The 18,617-nt window shown below is 69.1% G+C and carries 16 protein-coding genes, 1 other RNA gene and 1 pseudogene; 14 read left to right on the top strand and 4 right to left on the bottom strand.

Annotation, left to right across the window (positions count from 1 at the left end):
* Window positions 1–45: 45 nt before the first annotated feature.
* The gene (locus tag ABH935_RS38705) at window positions 46–2,826 is read right to left on the bottom strand and encodes an FHA domain-containing protein (RefSeq protein WP_370382950.1); all 2,781 of its coding nucleotides are present in this window, start codon (window positions 2,824–2,826) and stop codon (window positions 46–48) included.
* Between the two features lie 283 nt (window positions 2,827–3,109).
* Here ABH935_RS38705 and ABH935_RS38700 point away from each other — a divergent pair, with 283 nt between their 5' ends.
* The 8 genes from ABH935_RS38700 to ABH935_RS38665 all read left to right on the top strand — a co-directional run bounded on the left by ABH935_RS38700 (window position 3,110) and on the right by ABH935_RS38665 (window position 11,990).
* On the top strand, window positions 3,110–5,047 hold the full coding sequence (locus ABH935_RS38700) for a protein kinase (RefSeq protein WP_370382949.1): 1,938 nt from the start codon (window positions 3,110–3,112) through the stop codon (window positions 5,045–5,047).
* A gap of 153 nt (window positions 5,048–5,200) precedes the next feature.
* Window positions 5,201–7,351, top strand: a complete 2,151-nt coding sequence (locus tag ABH935_RS38695) for a protein kinase (RefSeq protein ID WP_370382948.1) — start codon at window positions 5,201–5,203, stop codon at window positions 7,349–7,351.
* Window positions 7,352–7,360: 9 nt separating this feature from the next.
* Complete coding sequence (prfB, locus tag ABH935_RS38690) at window positions 7,361–8,467, top strand: peptide chain release factor 2 (protein WP_370382947.1); 1,107 nt, start codon at window positions 7,361–7,363, stop codon at window positions 8,465–8,467.
* 460 nt (window positions 8,468–8,927) lie between these two features.
* A complete protein-coding gene (ftsE, locus tag ABH935_RS38685; protein WP_370382946.1) occupies window positions 8,928–9,617 on the top strand; it encodes a cell division ATP-binding protein FtsE in 690 nt (229 codons plus the stop codon).
* Between the two features lie 57 nt (window positions 9,618–9,674).
* Entirely contained in the window at window positions 9,675–10,607 is a 933-nt protein-coding gene (gene ftsX, locus ABH935_RS38680; protein ID WP_370382945.1) for a permease-like cell division protein FtsX, read from the top strand.
* 27 nt (window positions 10,608–10,634) lie between these two features.
* Window positions 10,635–11,120 (top strand): SsrA-binding protein SmpB, encoded by a 486-nt coding sequence (gene smpB, locus ABH935_RS38675; protein ID WP_012785626.1) that lies wholly within the window; start codon window positions 10,635–10,637, stop codon window positions 11,118–11,120.
* Between the two features lie 208 nt (window positions 11,121–11,328).
* Window positions 11,329–11,713: a transfer-messenger RNA gene (gene ssrA / locus ABH935_RS38670) on the top strand.
* Window positions 11,714–11,861: 148 nt separating this feature from the next.
* Window positions 11,862–11,990, top strand: coding sequence for a hypothetical protein (locus ABH935_RS38665; protein WP_370382944.1), 129 nt, complete (start codon window positions 11,862–11,864; stop codon window positions 11,988–11,990).
* A 411-nt stretch (window positions 11,991–12,401) separates the two neighbouring features.
* On the opposite strand, the pseudogene ABH935_RS38660 reads toward ABH935_RS38665, so the two are convergent.
* The 3 genes and pseudogenes from ABH935_RS38660 to ABH935_RS38650 form a co-directional block, all read right to left on the bottom strand.
* A pseudogene (locus ABH935_RS38660) lies at window positions 12,402–13,433 on the bottom strand (recombinase family protein); the annotation flags it as partial.
* Window positions 13,434–13,480: 47 nt separating this feature from the next.
* Complete coding sequence (locus ABH935_RS38655) at window positions 13,481–13,888, bottom strand: hypothetical protein (RefSeq protein ID WP_370382943.1); 408 nt, start codon at window positions 13,886–13,888, stop codon at window positions 13,481–13,483.
* Window positions 13,889–14,304: 416 nt separating this feature from the next.
* Window positions 14,305–15,402: a replication-relaxation family protein gene (locus tag ABH935_RS38650; RefSeq protein WP_370382942.1), complete on the bottom strand. Its 1,098-nt coding sequence runs from the start codon at window positions 15,400–15,402 to the stop codon at window positions 14,305–14,307.
* Window positions 15,403–15,594: 192 nt separating this feature from the next.
* On the opposite strand from ABH935_RS38650, the gene ABH935_RS38645 reads away from it, so the two are divergent.
* The 6 genes from ABH935_RS38645 (at window position 15,595) to ABH935_RS38620 (ending at window position 18,616) form a co-directional block, all read left to right on the top strand.
* Window positions 15,595–15,888 (top strand): hypothetical protein, encoded by a 294-nt coding sequence (locus ABH935_RS38645; RefSeq protein ID WP_370382941.1) that lies wholly within the window; start codon window positions 15,595–15,597, stop codon window positions 15,886–15,888.
* 688 nt (window positions 15,889–16,576) lie between these two features.
* Window positions 16,577–16,804, top strand: a complete 228-nt coding sequence (locus tag ABH935_RS38640; RefSeq protein WP_370383005.1) for a hypothetical protein — start codon at window positions 16,577–16,579, stop codon at window positions 16,802–16,804.
* The gene (locus ABH935_RS38635; RefSeq protein ID WP_370382940.1) at window positions 16,788–17,309 is read left to right on the top strand and encodes a DUF6879 family protein; all 522 of its coding nucleotides are present in this window, start codon (window positions 16,788–16,790) and stop codon (window positions 17,307–17,309) included. Before ABH935_RS38640 ends, ABH935_RS38635 begins: the two co-directional genes overlap by 17 nt.
* Window positions 17,290–18,159 (top strand): helix-turn-helix domain-containing protein, encoded by an 870-nt coding sequence (locus tag ABH935_RS38630; protein ID WP_370382939.1) that lies wholly within the window; start codon window positions 17,290–17,292, stop codon window positions 18,157–18,159. Before ABH935_RS38635 ends, ABH935_RS38630 begins: the two co-directional genes overlap by 20 nt.
* Window positions 18,160–18,205: 46 nt before the next feature.
* Window positions 18,206–18,415: a hypothetical protein gene (locus ABH935_RS38625; RefSeq protein WP_370382938.1), complete on the top strand. Its 210-nt coding sequence runs from the start codon at window positions 18,206–18,208 to the stop codon at window positions 18,413–18,415.
* A 42-nt stretch (window positions 18,416–18,457) separates the two neighbouring features.
* On the top strand, window positions 18,458–18,616 hold the full coding sequence (locus ABH935_RS38620) for a hypothetical protein (protein WP_370382937.1): 159 nt from the start codon (window positions 18,458–18,460) through the stop codon (window positions 18,614–18,616).
* Window position 18,617 lies beyond the last annotated feature (1 nt).

Raw genomic sequence — 18,617 nt, 5'->3', positions numbered from 1 at the left:
TCCCTCGCTCCCGTCCGTTCCTCTTACTCCTTACTCCACTGCCCTTTACTCCACTGCCTTTTTCAACGCGCCGATCAAGAGTGACAAGTCCGTCGGTCCGCTGTCCGCGTCCCGCCGCGCGCGCACGACCCGCACCGGCTCCCCGAGTTCGTGCCAGTCCTGGATCCGCACGGTGGGACGGTGCGACGGCGACGCCGAGGACGCCATCGGCACGCTGATCCCGGCGGCCTGGAACGGCACCACAGCACCCGACGGCAGCTTCGCCTGCGCGCGCCCCGGCAGGTACGGCCCACCCGGCGCGGCCGTCACGGCACCGGCGCCCAGCAGCAGCCGCAGCGCCTCGGGGTTCGAGGTCTGCATCGCCACCCGCAGGTCGGCGGCCAGGCACACCGGCGCACTGAGTGCGGCGAGGAACGCGCGCTCGCCGGTGGCGTTGCCCGGGGCGCCGTATCCGGCGGTGTCGATGACCGACGCGCCGAGCACGATCCGCAGCCCGAACCGCCGTCCGCGCTCGGCCAGCCCGGCCAGCGTCTCCACGAACGCCGGGTGCTCGGCGGCCAGCGCGGTCAGGTTGTCGACGGCCAGCAGTATCCGCGGCGGGGCCTTGCGGCCCGGTGCGCCTCCGCCTCGACCGACCGGCACCAGAGCGCTGCCGCTCTGCTGTCCGCCGAACGAGGACGGCATCGGGGGGCCACCAGGCCCGGTCGGCCCGGTCGGACCGCCTGGCCCGGTCGGCCCGCCCGGTCCTGACAGTCCGGCCGGTCCGCCGGCGTACGGGTCCGGCTCGTCGTCCGGCGGCCACTCCCGCTGGTCGAGCTCGTACTCCAGCCGCCGTACCAGCCGTGCCAGCGCCTCGTCGCCGGACGCGGAGGCGTCGACGTACTCGAACACGTGCGGCAGGTCCTCGCACGGCGCCAACGGCTTGCCGGGGCCCGCCGACACCAGCGCGATGTCCAGGGTGTCCGGGTGGTTCGTCGCGGCCTGCCCGGCCACCACCGTCCGCACCAGCTCCGACACGCCCGACCGCGAGTCGCCGCCGATCAGCAGGTGCGCGGGCTCGGTGGCCAGCGGGCCGTCGGCCACCCGGCCCAGCGCGATGCGCGGCGTGGCCGGGTACGCGTCCCAGCGCGCGGACAGCTTGGCCGGCGTCAGCAGGTCCAGACCCAGCAGTTCCAGCAGGCGCACCTGCTCCGGGAGGTGCGAGGCGGGGGAGACCCGGTCGATGCGGGTCTGCTCGTCCGGGGACGTCGGGGTGTCGGTGCGGTCCCGCAGCGGCGCCAGCGCCCGCGCGAACCGGTCCGCCCACGCCACCGACACCATGTCCGCCACCGCGCCCTCGACCGGCGCCGCGTGCGGGGTGTCGACGCGCAGCCGGGAGTTCACCTCACCGCCCAGTGTGACCATCGCACCGGTCTGCGGCGGCAGGTCGCCCGCCCGCTCGGCCAGGCAGATGGTGAACACCCCGGCCGTCGGCCCCTCGGCCAGCACCTCGTTGAGCTCCGCGGACCCGGCCAGCGTCCGGATCGGGTCCACGACCAGCACCACCGCGCGGCCGGAGTCGGGCGTCGAGGTCACGCCGGGCGCCGGCGGGGGCGTGCGGCCGGTCCGCTGCCGGATCCGGTCGACCAGCTCCCCGAGCCGGGCCCGAGCCTGCTCCGGGCCCAGGCCCAGCAGCCGCGAGCAGTCCTGGTCGTCCTCGGGCACCAGGTGCGGCAGCCAGCGCGTCCAGCGCCAGTGCTCCTCGCCGGTGCTGCCGCCGTGGTCTCCGGACTCCGGGACCACCATCACGATCTCGACGTGCTTCGGGCTGTGCGCGCCGGCCACCTGCGCGAGCGCGTAGCGCGCCAGGCGCGCCAGCTCAGGACGCGGCCCCACGAGTCCGACCACCCCGCACTGCGCCAGGTCCACCGTCACCGGCACGGTCGGTACCCGCGGCTGGACCGCCTTGCCGCCGACGACCGTGACGCTGGACGGCAGTGCTCCGGTGCCCAGCCGCAGCCGCAGGAAGTCCGGCTCTCCGGGACGGCGCTCCCACAGCCGCGCGTCGGGGCGCACCGCGGACACCAGGAGCGTCGCCGGGTCCGGCGCCGCCTCACGCCGGATCCGCGCCTCGGCGGTGAGCGCTCCGGCGATGCGGCGGTCCGCCTCGGCGCGCTCCCGCTCGTACTGGTCCATGGCGATACGGCGCTGCGCGGGCCGTCCCTTGTCCGACGGACGCGGCGGAAGGTCGATGCGCACCTGAGGCGGATCGGCCGGGCCGCGGCCCCAGCCGACACGGCCGACGGATACATGGCCGTTGCCGTCGGGGTGCACAGGCAGGTCCGGTACACCGCCGGCCTCTACAGACAGCGCTATAGAGGATTCGCCCATGCGCAACAGAGAACCCGGGCGCATCTCTACTGGAGCGCCGCCTACCTGCGCGCCGTCCAAAGTCATGCCGTTCGTGGAACCGAGGTCGCGGACATACACGCGCGTGTACTCATGTTCGTGGCGTACCAGTAGCTCTGCGTGAATACGGGAGATATCGGGATCATCCACGCGGATGTCGGCATCCGCTCCCCGTCCGATCCGGATCGGTAGTTCCCCTCCGTATCCATCATCCTTAGGAGTGAGAAGGTGGACGCCTCCGGCGTCCGGTCCGGACACCACATAGAGCGCGAGATTCCCGATGAGGGTCGCCGGCGTCCCCGGTACGTCCAACCACAGGCGCGCGCCGTCCACGAGTAAAGGTCTGCCCAGCGGGGCTTCGTCTTCCAGCGGATCCAGCCCGGCGAACAGCCGTCCCGGGGCGCTCACGCCGGCGGCGGTGCGCAACTGTTGCGCCACAGAAGACAGAGTGGCGCCCGGCTCAGCGGTCACTAGAACGTCAGCGGAAGTCTGCCGGGATCCCTGGGTTCGAGTGACGGTGAGCCGGATCTGCATGGGGTGCATCCTCGCATGAGGTGACAGCTACGCGACACGGATGGCCTCTCAAGCCCTAGTCTTTGCCCTGGAGGGTTCTTCTCAAGCTGCCCCGGCGCGTCACAGGAGTGGTTCGACGACGCGGCGGGTGCTCGGGAGAGCGCGACTCGGCAGTGCAGTGGTCGGTACTGGGGGGATGAGGAGCAGCGTGGGCAGGGCGATCGGAAGCAGGTACGAGCTCGACGACGAGATCGGCCGCGGTGCGTTCGGCGCGGTCTGGCGCGGCCGGGTGCGCGCGACCGGCGAGGCCGTCGCCATCAAGGTGCTCCTTGAGGAGTTCGCCGCCGACGCCGACGTGGTGACGCGGTTCCTGCGCGAGCGCGCGGCCCTGGTCGGCCTCAACCACCGCTCCCTGGTGCGGCTGCGCGACCTGGTCGTCGAGGGCGACATCCTGGCCCTGGTGATGCAGCTGGTCGAGGGCCCGGACCTGAAGAAGTACCTGGCCGGCCGGGGCCGCCTGCAGCCGGACGAGGCCGGACTGCTGGTCGCCGAGGTCGCCGAGGGCATGGCCGTGGCGCACTCGGCGGGCATCGTGCACCGCGACATCAAGCCCGCCAACGTGCTGTTGGAGCAGGCCGACGGCGGTCTGCGGCCGCTGCTCACCGACTTCGGCATCGCCCGGATCGCCGACGCGCCCTCGGTCACCCGGACCCACCAGGTCGTCGGCACCCCGTACTACCTGGCGCCGGAGGTGGTGGCCGGGAAGAAGGCCACGCCGGCCGCCGACGTGTACGCCGCCGGCGTCATGCTCTACGAGCTGATCACCGGTCACCCGGTCTTCCGCGGCCCGGACGCGGTCAGCGTCTTCCGTCAGCACATGAACACCGTCCCGGAGCGTCCGGCGGAGATCCCGCAGCGGCTGTGGCCGGTCATCGCCGCCGCCCTGGTGAAGGAGCCGGAGGCGCGGCCCTCGGCGACCGTGCTGGCCGCGCAGCTGCGCGCCGCGATCGGACGCACCGTGGAGGGCGCCGACGGCGAGCCCACGCACCACCTGCCGGTCGAGGAGCAGTACGGGACGCTGCGCCTGCCTCCGATGGTCGGCGGAGTCGCCGCGGCCGCCGCCGGTGCTGCCGGCGCTGCCGGTCTCGCCGCGGCCGGCGACGCCTCGAAGCCCGGGCCGGGTTCGCCCGCCCCGGCGTCCGCCAGCGCCCCGACCACCGCCATGCCCGCGGTCTCCCCGGCCGCCGCCGCAGCCGCCGCCAAGGCGGCCTCCGCGGCCGCTTCGGCCATCGAGCCGACCATCCCGGTCGTCCGGCCCGCAGCGGCCTCCTCAGCGCCGCTCCCGCAGCGTCCGGCGCGCATCGACGGCAAGATCGCCGGCTGGGACGCGCCCTCGGAACCGGACGCCATCGGCGCCGGCGTGTCGCGCCGACCCGCCGAACCCGGCAAGGTCCCGGGCTGGGACGCGCCGTCGGACCCCGACGCGATCGGCGCCGGCGTCTCCCGGCGCGCCGGAGGCCCGCCGCAGCCACTCCCGCCGCACATGCAGCGCCAGCTGGAGCAGCTCCACAAAGAGCACCAGCAAGAGCCCCCGCAGTCCCAGCAGCAGCGCCTGGCCTCCTACCCGCCGCAGCCGCAGTTCGCCCCGCAGGGGTACCAGCAGCCGGGTCCCCAGGGCTACCACCAGCCGGCCCCGGGCCAGCCGTACGGGCCGAACCCGAACCAGGGCGGCTACCAGCCGACGCAGTTCCAGGGCAGCGCCGCCGCCCCGCCCCGGCCGGTCGCCCAGGCGCCGCAGCGCCAGGCTCCGCCGCGCGAGCGGGAACGCGAACGGGAGCGGGAACGCGAGCGCGAGCAGCCCCGGCCGCCGGTGCAGAAGACGGTCGTCAAGCGCCGCCGCGGCCTGCCCATGGGCTGCCTCATCAAGCTGATGATCCTGGCGCTGATCGGCTTCGGCATCTACACCGGCGTGAACTGGGCCATGGCCAAGATCAACGGCGTCCACAAGGACCTGAACAACTGGGTCGCGCACGAGTGGCACCAGATCGCGCAGAAGATCGACCTGGAGAAGAAGAAGGTCGTCCCGCAAGTCCCGGGGCCCTCCAACCTCCCCTCGTCGCTGCCCGGAGTCAACAGCAACCCATGAGTCACCCCGTGAGTCGTTGACCGCTGAGGCGACCACCTGACAAGCGCTACGGCGAGCCCGCTTGCCCGAAAGGCGTCAAGCGCGGGAAAGTTTCGTGTCTCCCGTTCTTCCCACACGGGTGACACGGCCAGCGGACAGGATTGAGAAGACCTCGTGGCGCGGAAGATCGGCAGCAGGTACACCATCACCACGGTGCTGGGCCGCGGGACGTGCGGCACCGTGTGGGAGGGCGAGGGCCCCGACGGCCCGGTCGCCGTCAAGCTGCTCCGGGAGGACCTCGCCGCGGACCAGACCCTGATCGCGCGCTTCGTGCAGGAGCGCACCGTCCTGACCTCGCTGCAGCACCCGAACGTGGTCGGGGTCCGCGACCTGGTCGTCGACGGCACCGACCTGGCGCTGGTGATGGACCTGATCCGGGGCTCGGACCTGCGCCACCTGCTGGACGCCGAGCACGCGCTGCGCCCGCAGCTGGCCGTGCTGGTGGTGGCCGCCGTCGCCGAGGGCCTGGCCGCCGCGCACTCGCAGGGCATCATCCACCGCGACGTGAAGCCCGAGAACATCCTGCTCGACCACTCCGGCGGTGCCCTGGTCCCGCGGCTGGCCGACTTCGGCATCGCGCGCCTGGTCGACGGCCCGCGCCGGACCCGCGCCACCCGCATCATCGGCACCCCGGACTACCTGGCCCCGGAGGTCATCGAGGGCCTGCAGCCGGGCCCGGCGGTCGACATGTACGCCCTGGGCACCGTGCTGTTCGAGCTGCTGGCCGGCTGGACGCCGTTCGGCGGCGGCCACCCCGGCGCGGTACTGCGCCGGCACGTCACCGACAAGGTCCCGCCGCTGCCCGGCGTCCCCGGCCCGCTGGCCGCGCTGGTCGCCTCCTGCCTGGCCAAGGGCCCGGCGGCGCGTCTGACCGCGGCGGAGTTCGCGGCCCGGCTGCGCGATCTGGCGCCGCTGCTGGAGGACATGCCGCCGCTGACCATCCCCGACCCGCGCGAGGGCGGCTGGGACGTGCGGTCCTCGGCCCGCGCCAGCATGCACGGCGGCCGCAACCCGACCATCGACCCGATCCCGATGCGGCACAGCGGCATCGTCCCGCTGGTGCACAACACCGAGGTCAAGGACGAGGACGAAGACACCCACCTGAACCTGATGCGCCCGATCCGCGAGCGGGACCAGGGCGAGGTGCGGCGGCGGTCCGGCACGGGCAGTTACGACGTCTCGGAGCTGCGTGCCGAGCGGGCCAACGCTGCCGCCGGCTCTAAGCGTCCCCGCTGGATCGCCGCTACCGCGGCCGCACTGTTGGTCGGGGGAGCGGCCGCCGCGATCGCCATGGGGATGTCCGGCGGCGACGACTCCGGCAAGGACAACAAGGCGCACTCGCAGGGCCCGGCTGGAGCGACGACCTCTACGGTGTCCTCACCTCCGGGAACTTCTACGCGGTCTGCCGTAGTAGGGCTGAGTTTCCAGCCCGCTCATGAGCTTCCTCCGGTACCGGTCTCCATTCAGGGCGCACCGCGTACCGCAGTCTTTAAGGACGCCTCTGGGACGACAACACTCTTTGTGTTCGTCACCGGTACCGATGACACGGTCTGGTACCTGCCGGGGGAGAACAGTCACTCTTGGCTCCCTCTGCACGGACTGAAGACCAATACAGAGCCCGCTGTAGTAGCGACAAGCGCAGGGCACCTGGAGCTGTTCGCTGTACGCGACGGCGACGGAGTCGTGCACCAGCGCAGCTATGCGGCCGGCGGCTGGTCGGCGAAGTGGGTTCCGGTCGGTACGGCGAAGCTGCACGGTGCTCCGGGGGCGCTTGCCGGCTCCGATGGCTCTGTCGTCATCGCGGCGGTCGGGAGCAACAAAACTTTGATGACCTCTACAGGGACGCCTACAGGTACTTCTGGCGACTACACCTGGAGCGAGTGGCAGCCTGTGTCGGCAGCGGGGGACCTGGGCTCCGGTGTCGCGTTGGTGTCGACTCCGGCGACGTCCGGGTTCACCGCGTACGTGCCGCGAGCCTCCGATGAGGGCGTCATGGCGATCGCTTATGCGAACAAGCTGTGGGGCACCCCTGCGCAGACCCCACTGTCGGGTCTTCCCACAGCCGCTACCTCAGGTGACGGCACCGCTTATGTCTTCGTGCGTTCAACCGGCGGTTCCGTCAAGGCCATGAACGGTAATGGCCAGGCCGGCGCCGGTGGCCTCCAGTCGGTGCTGCCGCCCGGCGCCACGGCCACCCCCGACGGCCGGGTCGCGGTGGTCACGGCCGAGTCTCCGACGAGGCTGCGGGTCTCGTACTCCGGATAGGCTTGTCACGTGGCTACAGATCCTTCCGAAGAGCTCAAGAACCTCCGCGCGACCATGGCCTCGATCGAGGCCGTGCTCGACCTGGACAGGCTGCGCACGCAGATCGCGGACTTGGAGGAGCAGGCCTCGGCCCCGGATCTGTGGAACGACCAGACCAAGGCACAGGCCGTGACCTCGAAGTTGTCGGGTATGCAGGCGGAGCTGAACCGCTTCTCCACGCTGAACCGGCGCCTGGAGGACGTCGAGGTGCTCTTCGAGCTCGGCCAGGCCGAGGGCGACGCGGACACGCTGGCCGAGGTGCAGGGCGAGCTGATCGACGTCTCCAAGGCGGTCGGCGAGCTGGAGGTGCGCACGCTGCTGTCCGGCGAGTACGACGCGCGCGAGGCGCTGGTGTCGCTGCGCGCCGAGGCCGGCGGCGTGGACGCCGCGGACTTCGCCGAGATGCTGCTGCGCATGTACACGCGCTGGGCCGAGCGGCACGGCTACCCGACCGAGGTCTACGACACGTCGTACGCCGAAGAGGCCGGGATCAAGTCCGCGACCTTCACGGTCAAGGCCCCCTATGCGTACGGCACCCTCTCCGTCGAGCAGGGGACGCACCGCCTGGTGCGTATCTCGCCGTTCGACAACCAGGGCCGGCGCCAGACCTCGTTCGCGGCCGTCGAAGTGGTGCCGGTGATCGAGCAGACCGACCACGTCGACATCCCCGAGGACGAGCTGCGGGTCGACGTCTACCGCTCCTCCGGCCCCGGCGGCCAGGGCGTCAACACCACCGACTCCGCGGTGCGCATCACGCACCTGCCGACCGGGATCGTGGTGTCCTGCCAGAACGAGCGCTCGCAGATCCAGAACCGGGCCTCGGCCATGGCCGTGCTCCAGGCCAAGCTGCTGCAGCGGCGGCGCGAGGAGGAGCAGGCGAGGATGGACGCCCTGAAGGACGACTCGTCGGGGTCCTGGGGCAACCAGATGCGCAGCTACGTCCTGCACCCGTACCAGCTGGTGAAGGACCTGCGCACGAACTATGAGACCGGCAACACCACCGCGGTGCTCGACGGGGACATCGACGAGTTCATCGAGGCCGGGATCCGCTGGCGCAAGCAGCGGGAAAACGGTTAAAAAGCGACACAAGCCGCTATATAGCTCACTCTGCGCTATATAGCGGCTTTCTCATGTATATGGGCACCACGTATAGCGATGATCCATTAATGGATGGTCGCGGTGAGAAAAGCCACAGCCACGAGCAAGGTCAACAGGACCGCGGTCATCGCCGAGAACGACATGCCTCCGGACTGGCCGTGCATCTGGGCCCTCTGGCCACGGCAGACGCTGCACCTGCCCTCGGACACCGGACCTGCGCAGTTCGCGCAAACTAGGTGCTCACAGCACATGCCGCCTCACCTCCTGTGTTCCGTACCCGCCGGCAGCCGGTGCGGATTGTGGTTCCCGGGCGAAGGGGCCATGAACCCCTACTTCCGGCGTGTACTGTCATCTCTACTGTGACACTACGACCGAGCGTACGCATAAGTGCCCGCGGGGGCTTCCTGAAGGCTGCGCTTGTCGCGGAGGCGATGCCAGCATGATCCGATTCGACAAGGTCACCAAGACCTACCCGAGCCAGAACCGTCCGGCGCTGGAGAACATCTCGCTGGAGATCGAGCGGGGCGAGTTTGTTTTCGTCATCGGCTCCTCCGGCTCCGGCAAGTCGACCTTCATGCGTCTGATCCTGCGTGAAGAGCGGCCCACGGCCGGCCGGGTGCACGTGGCCGGCAAGGACCTGGCCAAGTTGTCGAACTGGAAGATCCCGCAGCTGCGCCGGCAGATCGGCACGGTGTTCCAGGACTTTCGTCTGCTGCCGAACAAGACGGTGGAGCAGAACGTGGCCTTCGCTCTGGAGGTCATCGGCAAGTCCCGGCCGACCATCAACAAGGCGGTGCCGGAAGTGCTGGACCTGGTCGGCCTGGGAGGCAAGGGCGGCCGGTTCCCCAACGAACTGTCCGGCGGTGAGCAGCAGCGCGTGGCGATCGCCCGGGCGTTCGTGAACCGCCCGATGGTGCTGATCGCCGACGAGCCCACCGGAAACCTGGACCCGGAGACCTCGGTCGGCATCATGAAGCTGCTGGACCGGATCAACCGCGCCGGCACCACGGTGGTGATGGTGACCCACGACCAGGCCATCGTGAACCAGATGCGCAAGCGCGTCCTGGAGCTCGACAGCGGCAACCTGGTGCGCGACCAGTCGCGCGGCGTGTACGGATACGTCCGCTAGAGCGCCCACGAATCCGCAGCACTAGAAGCAGAACTCACGTAGGAGCCCCGACCCACTATGCGCGCACAATTCGTCCTGTCCGAGATCTTCATCGGTCTGCGCCGCAACCTGACGATGACCGTCGCCGTCATCGTCTCCGCTGCCGTGGCCCTCGGTATGCTCGGCGTCGCGCTGCTGATGCTGTTCCAGACCAGCCACATGAAGGACTTCTGGTACGGCAAGGTCGAGGTCACGGTGTTCATGTGCACCAAGGACGACCCGAACCTGCATCCGACCACCTGCGCCTCCGGCCAGGCGTCGCAGAACCAGATGAACACCCTGCAGGCACAGCTGCAGGCGAACCCGCTGGTCCAGCAGGTCTTCAGCGAGACCCAGGCTGAGGCGTTCGTGCGCTACCAGGCGATGACCAAGGGCAGCCAGAACGGCAACGCGATGTCGGAGTACGTGACTCCGGACCAGATCCCGGCCTCGCTGCGGGTGAAGCTGAAGGACCCGAGCACTGAGAACATCGACGCGATGATCAGCAGCTACCAGGGGCAGCAGGGTGTGGAGACGGTGTCGGACCAGAGGGCCGTGCTGCAACCACTGTTCAAACTCCTGAACGGCCTGACGGTGTCGGCGACGACGGTCGCGGTGGTGATGGTCGGGTTGGCGCTGATGCTGATCGTCAACACGGTCCGACTGTCCGCGTTCAGCAGACGGCGCGAGACCGGCATCATGCGCCTGGTCGGAGCCTCGAACTTCTATATCCGATTGCCATTCCTCATGGAGGGCGCGGTCGCCGGCCTGGGAGGCGTCGCCGTGGCGGCGCTGGGCGTCATCAGCTTCAAGTACTTCCTGATCGACCGGGTGCTCGCGCCCAACTTCACCTCCACCAGCTACGTGGGCTGGGACAAGGTGATGCTGACGGTCGTGATCCTGATCCCGGTCGGCCTGCTGATGGCAGTCGGCGCCAGCGCCCTGTCCCTACGGAAATACCTGAAGGTCTAGCGGCGTTCTTCGGGGATAATGAACCCCATGCCGAAGGAACAAGGCCAGAAGGTCATCGCCCGCAACAAGAAGGCGCGCCACGAGTACGAGATCGAGGCCACCTACGAAGCGGGCATCTCCCTGACCGGCACCGAGGTCAAGTCCCTCCGGGCGGGCCGCGCCAGCCTCGTCGACGGCTACGCGGTCATCAAGGACGCGGAGGTCTGGCTGCAGGGCGTACACATCGCGGAGTACGCGGAAGGCACGTGGACCAACCACTCGCCGCGCCGCAACCGCAAGCTCCTGCTGCACCGCGCCGAGATCAACAAGCTCATCGGCAAGACCAAGGAGACCGGCCTCACGCTGATCCCCCTGGAGCTCTACTTCAAGGACGGCAAGGTCAAGGTCGAGATCGGCCTGGCACGAGGCAAGAAGACCTACGACAAGCGCCAGACCCTCATGGAGCGCCAGAACAAGCGCGAAGCCGAGCGCGCGATGGCAGCCGCCTTCAAGCGCAACAACCGCCGGAAGTAGCCCTGACCAGGCGCCCAGCCCAAGCACCGCGCCACCGGCAGCCAGCCCCCGCCGCCAGTTCGCCCACGGCGAACCCGCTGGAGTCTGCCCGCCCGAACCGCTACCCTTGGATCACGGCCCCGGGAAACCGGAGCCGACTGCTTGACAACTACACAGAGACGACCAAGCGTCAGAAATCCAAACGTTTCCGACCAGAGTCGTCCGACAAGGGGCCGAACGGTTTCGACATCGGACGTTTTGGCAGGGGAAGCGGGCCGAGGAAGCAGCGATGATCTCGTTAACCACACGCTGCACAAAAAATAACTGCCAACAAGACGCAGCTGAAGTCGCAGACCGCTTACGGTCTCGCCGCCTGACAATAATCAGGTAATGGCTTCTGTCGACCCGGGAGCGCCTCCGGCCCGGTAAGACATCATGAGGAGGATCCACCGCCTGACACGGCCACAGGGCCAGGCGGGACACCAATGTGGCTGGGCCTGTCAGCAGCGTGCCTGTGAGACTGCCGGGGCCAAGAAAAGCGAACACAGGCTGCGCCCGGAGAAGCCCTGACAAGTCGCCGATGGACGCGGGTTCAATTCCCGCCGGCTCCACCATAGCGGCGCTACTTGAACACTTGCCCGAAAGGGCGGTGGCAAGTAGCGCCGCTGTTGTTTTCGGTACGGCGGCATCATCGTTCGCGGTGGTGCCGCCGTTGTCGTTCCCGGACGGCGCTGGGACGGCCGTGAGGTGCGCCCGGCGGCGGTGGACGGTGACGAACGGCTCGAACGGTTCGGTGAGGGTGTCGCTGGTGGCGGTTGGGGCGTGGTCGTCGGGGTTGAGGGCGTCGAGGTAGACGCGGGTGAAGAACGCCTGGTTCAGGACGCGCTTTGAGGCTTCCCCGGCCCGGATGTACATGCCGTGGGGGTCGGTGAGCAGGTCGAGGATGTGTTCGATGTTGGCCGCGCCGCCGGACAGGTCCGGGCGGTGGGTCTCGGCGAACCGCGCCTGGAGTTGTCCGCGCTCGGCGCGCAGGTCGCGCATCTTGGCGCCGAGTTTCTCGGTGGGCCAGTCGGGGTTGCCGACGAGGTCGAGGTAGTGGTCTTCGCGGATGTCGAGGGCGGCGAGTTGCTTCTCGATCTGGGTCCGGAGCGCGGTGGTGGCGTCGCCGTCCTCGCCTGTGGCGGCGTGCATTGCCTGCGTGATCCGCTGCCGCAGCTCGGCCGGAAGGCTGATCCTCGTGTAGTGATTCTCCACGGCCCGCTCGCATGCCTCGACGGGCAGGTAGGGCAGGTCGCAGGTGTGGTCCTGTTTGCCCCGGCACAGGTAGTAGAAGTAGCGGGTGCCGTTCTTGGACTTGCCGGGGATGAGGATCAGGCGCTTGTGGCAGCGGGCGCACCACACGGTGCCCTTCAAGAAGTGGTGATGCACCCTGGCGCGGGTGCCGCCGCCACGCTGCCCGTCCAGGACCTCCTGCACCTTGGCGAACAGTTCCTCGCCGATGATCGGCTCGTGGCGTCCGGCGTATTCGGTGTCCTTGTGTCGGACATAGCCGATGTAGAAGCGGTCGCGCAGCATGGTGCCGAGTTTGTGGATGGAGATCTCGTTCCCGGCCGGGTGCCGCTTGGACGGCCGGGTGCGCAGGCCCGCGTCGGTGAGGGCGTCGCGCAGGGCGTGGTAGCCGTAGGTGCCGGTGGCGTACAGTTCGAACGCGAGGCGCACGAGCGGGGCGCGTTCGGGGTCGACGCCGATGGTGCGCACCTCCCGGCCTTCGAACTGCTCGCGCACGTTGAGGTAGCCGATGGGGGCGCGGCCGATCGCGCCGCCCCTGGCGACTTTCTGGCCCATCTTGTAGGCGATGTCCGCCCCGGACGCTCGGGACTGGTATTCGTTGACGCCGTCGAGGACGGTGGCGACGAGGTCGCCGATGGCGTTGTCCTCGGTGTAGTCCATGATCGAGACGATCGCGGCTCCGGCTTTACGCAGGTCCCGCTTGGTGATCGCGGCGTCCACGCTGTTGCGGTGCATGCGGGAGCGGGCGTAGACGATGACGTAGTCGACATCCTTCTCTGCCTTGATCCGCGCCATCATCTCGGCGAACTTCGGCCGTCCCTCGACGGTCGTGGCCGAGCGGCCCGGCTCCACGTACTCCCCGACGATGGCCGCGCCGAGTTCGGCCGCCTTCTTCTGGCAGGCGGAGCGCTGCGCTGGCAGGGATATGCCCTCGGGGTCGTAGTCCGTGTTCACCTGGCCTGCCGTGGAGACGCGCAGGTAGAGGACGGCGCGCTTGGCGGGGGTAGTCACGGCGGCGAGGGTGCGGTGGCGGGTGGCAGTCATCTATGGGTCCTGACGTTGTGCGAGGCCGGACGGGCGGGTAGCGGGGGCTATCGGCCGACGATGGCCCAGGCGAGGGCCGCTCGCTGCCATCGGGTGAGCAGGGGCTTTTCTTCCTCGTAGTAGTGAGTGGTGCCGATCCACGGATGTGCGGCGACGGTGGGGGCGATGATGTCGGCCCACCGGTCGGTGGGCAGCGCGGCCCAGGCGGCGAGAGTCTCGGTAGCGGCATGGACGTCGGGCCGGTCGGCGACCATCGCGACCGCGACTGCGCCGCCCTCGCGCCGGACGAGGTCCAAGTACAGCCCGCACTTGCCACCCGGCGCGTAGTCGCCGGGGGCGATCCAGGATCCGGCGAACACGGCCGGGCGGTCGTCGGCGGTGTACAGCCAGGTGACGTGAAACCGGGGACGGTCGGCCGGCCAGGGGGTCGTGGAGAACGGATGTGTGATGGTCATGTCTCAGCTTCCAGACAATGTGGTGATCGGTGCGGGGCATCGACCATAGCTCGATCCCGCCCGGTTATCGAGCGCTTGAACACTCGATGACCTGCGCAAACGCCGTGCCGGGGAGCGGGCCGCTGCCGGGCGGAACACCCGGCAGCGGCCCAACTGGTGTCAGGCGGCGCGCTGGCGCGGCACACGTCGCCTGACGGGGCTGGCGGCCGCTTGTTCGGCGGCGATAGCGAGCAGCACTTGCGCGATCATGTCGGGGTGGACGTCGTCGCGCAGTGGGGCCTCGGCGGTGACGGCCAGGGCTCTGCGGCGCGGCCGGGTGCAGCCACACCCCGGACTGCTATCGCAGATCCCTGTTTTGCTAGCGCCGCCGCTTGCGGTGCGGGGGCAGTGGGGCCGGGTCGTGCCCGGCCCGGCGGTCACGCCGCCTCCGCGTCGTCGTCGAGACCGAACGCCGCGTCCTGCGCGCGCTCGAATTCCGCTGCCGCTTCTATGTCATGCCGGGACGGGGCGGGTCTGGGCTGGTGCCGTTTCACCTCCTCGGCGAAGGAAGCGTCCAGCGCCGACAATCGCAGCCGGGGCGGTCTGGCGCGGTCCAGCCCGGCGCTGCCCAGCGGCTGCCAGATCGGTCCGGCCGCGTCGACGCCCGGCGTATAAACGGCCGTGGCGACGCCGAACTTGCGCAGGCCGCGCTGTGCGATGTCGTCGAGCAGGGCGGCGCGCACGTTCTGCTCCCGCAGCGGCGAGGCGAACACCAACAGCACCGTCACGGCAGGCTGGGCGGCTTTATGTGGCCAGCAGAACAACTGCTCGCGCTCCCACTCTTGCTCGAATCCATCACCGAGGAGCTGGCCATACTTGTTCAGCTTGGCGAGCAGCACCTCGTGCTTCTCAGTGCCGGTGTCGTACTCGACCACGAACCAGGTGCGTCGGGGCAGCGCCACGCCGCCGGGGTGGGCCGGGACGCGTTCGGTGAAGCAGCCCACCGCATCCGGGATGACCCGGCTGCTGGAACGGCCGTCCGGGTTGTAGTGCCGCTCGGTGCGCCAGCAGGCCAGCGCGGCGGCGCCGCCGGATTGCCGCTCGGCGCGCTTGAGGCTGGCGTACAGCCCGGCCACCCCGAGGGTGTGCTTGAGCTGCGCGCCGGGTGACACCGCGAGGTCGGCATCACGGCGGGCACGGGAGCGGTACTTCTCGGTCTGCTCGGCCTCGCCGTGCTGCACCGCGACCACGTGCGCCCCGAGCGGGGTGAGCACGTAGTGGTAGGGGTTGGAGCCGCGCTCGGCGAACGGCCGGAACCGGGCGATCACCTTCACCTGCTCGCACAGGATCTGCAACCGGTGCCGGGCGGTCGTCGGCGAGCCGAACCCGATCTCGGTCAACTGCGGCGCGGTCAGCACCCGATGCACAGCCAGGGCAGTCAGCAGGTCCCGGTCGCGCTCGGTGAGATGCTTCGCGGCGTGCGCCAGCGCGAACTGCGACGGCGCGCCGCCGGACGGCGAACGGCGGCGGCTCACGCGCACCGCCACCGAAGGCCGCGGGTGCAGATATCACCGCGCAGTGCTGAGGACGCGAAACGACGACGGGCGGGCGCAGCTTCGGCGAGTACGCCACGCCGGCACGGGGTGGAGCTGTAGCGATGACCACCGGCACCGGTGGAGTACATGCGCCCCCGGGCGCCCGGCCCCGAACGGATATCGGAGATGTACATGCACACACAGATATACGTCGCGACCCGCCAGGCCGTGCGTATTTGTGCGCTGACCAGCGTGAACGGCGCTAGTAGGGTCGGCACTTCAAAGCTGCCGACCCGGCTGCCGCCACTGCTGCCGACCGGAATGCCAACCCGAAAGTGGGCAGCATCGCGGGACGGCCAGGTCGGCCGCCAACGTGCTACCGGCGTGCAACTCTCGGCGCTGACCTTCGCCGATGCCGCGCTCGAAGGCGCGTGGACGATCGTTCGGGATCGACCGGAACGAATACGGGAACTGCTTTTGCATTGAGCACGCACAGGCCACCTCCAGGGCGGTCTGCGGCGACGGGGGTTCGGTGGCCTTGATCCCGAGCCCGCCTCCTAAAGCGTCCCAAGGACGGCCTTCGCGCCACCTGAGGCGCGTATCGGTCGGCCGTTCGGCAACATGCGCACCGAACCCCTGGGGTGACAGCCGACTTATCCGGCGAGCTGTCCCTCCGCGCCCGTGCCCTTCTCCCACCTGGCGGGTGGACGGCAGTCGCTGCGCGGCACCTGGCTGATCAGACACCGGCGTGCCCTACCAGATGGCCATAAGCCCAACATACGGTCGATGACCGTCATCTGCGGCCGGACAAGTCTGACGCCGCGGAAGAGGCAGATTGTCATGCCGTCAAAGCTGATGTCAACCGCTTGAGGAAAGTAGTTTAGTAACCGCGTACCGTGAGCAGGCGCCCCGGCAGATCCCCCGGCCGCGAGGCGTGCAACTTTCACCGCCGACCAGCCGTTTTCTAACCTCAACGCGACCGGGTGCGCCCGCGTGAGTGCGCACGAGATACGCACGGCGCGAGACACCCATAGGCACGCCGTAGGCAGCCCATGACAGCCGTGAGGTCCGATCGAGACGGATCGTGTCGCTTGACGTACGCCGCGTAGTCGGTAGGTTCGCAGTGTCCGTAGTCGCGGGCAACATGCGGCAACTTCTCCGAATGGGGTGCGCTGTGAAGCTAACGTTTGTCGGGAAGGATCCGGAGTCGAATCCGAACGGCTCCCCGACCGTCTATCGCACCGATCGCGGGTCGTGGGTGGTGCAGGGCTGGGTCATCACGGACCTGGACGCGCTGGCCGCCATGGACATTCCGGATGGCGAGTCGGCGGTTGAGATCCCGGATCGGATGATCCAGTTTTTCGGGAGGAGCGTTAGTGGGGCCGATGGAGTCGATCAGTGAAGGTGAGTTCCAAGAACTGCTGAGGACCGGCTTCAAGAGGGAGGCCGCGCACCTGGAGACCCGCGAGGCGTACGGCACCGCCATCGAGCTGCCCTACATGGCGAAGTGGCTGAACGGTGAACCAGACGATCTGGCGTGGCTGGATGATTGGTGCGCGACGCTGCGCGAGCACGTTGCTGCGGGCCGGTCGGTGAAGCGTGCCCGGATCGTCTCAGAGCCACTGTGCGACTACCAGCGCTGGTCACACGCTATTGCTCAGCCGATGGTGGATGCCGGCGAAGACATCCGCTGGGTTCCCCGGCACGCTCTCGGATCGGCGCTGGTCACAGCGAACGACTTCTACCTGCTGGACGACGCAATCGCTGTGTTCCTCACCTACACCGGCGACGGAATGTCCGTGGACCGGTTGGTGTCCACCGATCCAGACGACCTGCGGCGCTGCCGGGCCGCGTTCGACGCGGTGTGGCCGCTGACTGTGCCTCACGGTGTCTACCAGCCCGTCTAGCGCGGCCAGGGAAGCACGCCAAGCATTCGGCCAGCGCCTGAGAAGCCTCCGCCTGGAAGCAGGACTTACGGGGCGGGCGCTGGCCACGGCGTGCGGCTGGCACTTCACCAAGGTCTCCAAGATCGAGCACGGCAGCCAGGAGCCGTCGCAGGCTGATGTCCGCGCGTGGTGCCGCGCATGTGATGCGGCCGATGAGTTCGCGGATCTGATGGCCACGCTTCGCTCAGCCCGATCGGCGTACGTCGAGTACCGCCAGACCTCCCGTGCCGGCATGCGGCAGGTGCTCGGCTCCCACACGCTTGAGCGGTACGAAGCAACGTCGCTGTTCCGGATCTTCGAGCACAACGTGATCCCCGGCCTGCTTCAGACCGAGGATTACACACAAGCAATGCTGGCCTTCTGGTTCGCCTTCCTCCAAGCACCTGACGACATGGACGAAGCCGTGGCGGTACGCACCGCTCGGCAGGCGGTCCTATGTCGGCCCACGAAGCGCTTCGAGATCGTGTTGGAAGAGCAGGCGCTACGAACGTGGTTCGGCACGTCGACCACGATGACCGAACAGCTACAGCACCTGCTGGAGTGCATGCGCCTACCCAACGTGTCGGTCGGCGTAATCCCGCTCATGCACCGCAGATCGGGTGTGCCATCGTCCGGCTTCTGGGTCTTCGACGACGAACTGGCCGCTCTCGAGGTCCCCACGGCCGGAATCGAGGTGACCCGCCCGGCGGAGATCGCCTTGTACATCCGGCTGTTCGACCACATGCGCGGCCAAGCCCGCCACGGCGCCTCCGCCCGCAGCATCGTCCAGCGGGTGCTGGAAGAAACCCAGGCAACTTCCGAGCAACCTTGAGCAACATGCTCGCTGCCGACGGTCACTGACTCCTACCGTCCAAGACATGGCATCTCAGCAGGCTCAATCACCCGGCTACGCGATCCACCCGCAGGTAGAGGGCGTTCAGATCTTCCGGACTGTCGGTAGACCGGACGCCTCGCCGGGGTTTCTCGCGCGCTGTCGCTGCGGCTGGAAGTCCCGCGACGTGGCGACCATCGAGATGGTTGAACTGCTGCGGGACAGCCACGACGCCGAGTGCCTGTGGCCGCGCTGAGATCCCGCCCAACACCCCTCAATGATCAAGGAGGACTGCACCATGCCCAACACCGAGAACGACGACCTTGTGCTCACGGTCGAGGCCCTGGCCGTCGCGCACGACCGGCAGGAGTCCGAGCGCAGCGATGTCACCAGCTCGCAGAACTCGGCCGGCGACGACGGCGAGAACCGCGACCTGAACCTGCCGAAGGAGGCGTAGG

Origin of the sequence: Catenulispora sp. GAS73, from assembly GCF_041262085.1 — a bacterium.
Lineage (GTDB): Bacteria > Actinomycetota > Actinomycetes > Streptomycetales > Catenulisporaceae > Catenulispora.
Note: the sequence above shows the minus strand (reverse complement) of the source record. Positions and strands in the feature narration are given on the sequence as shown.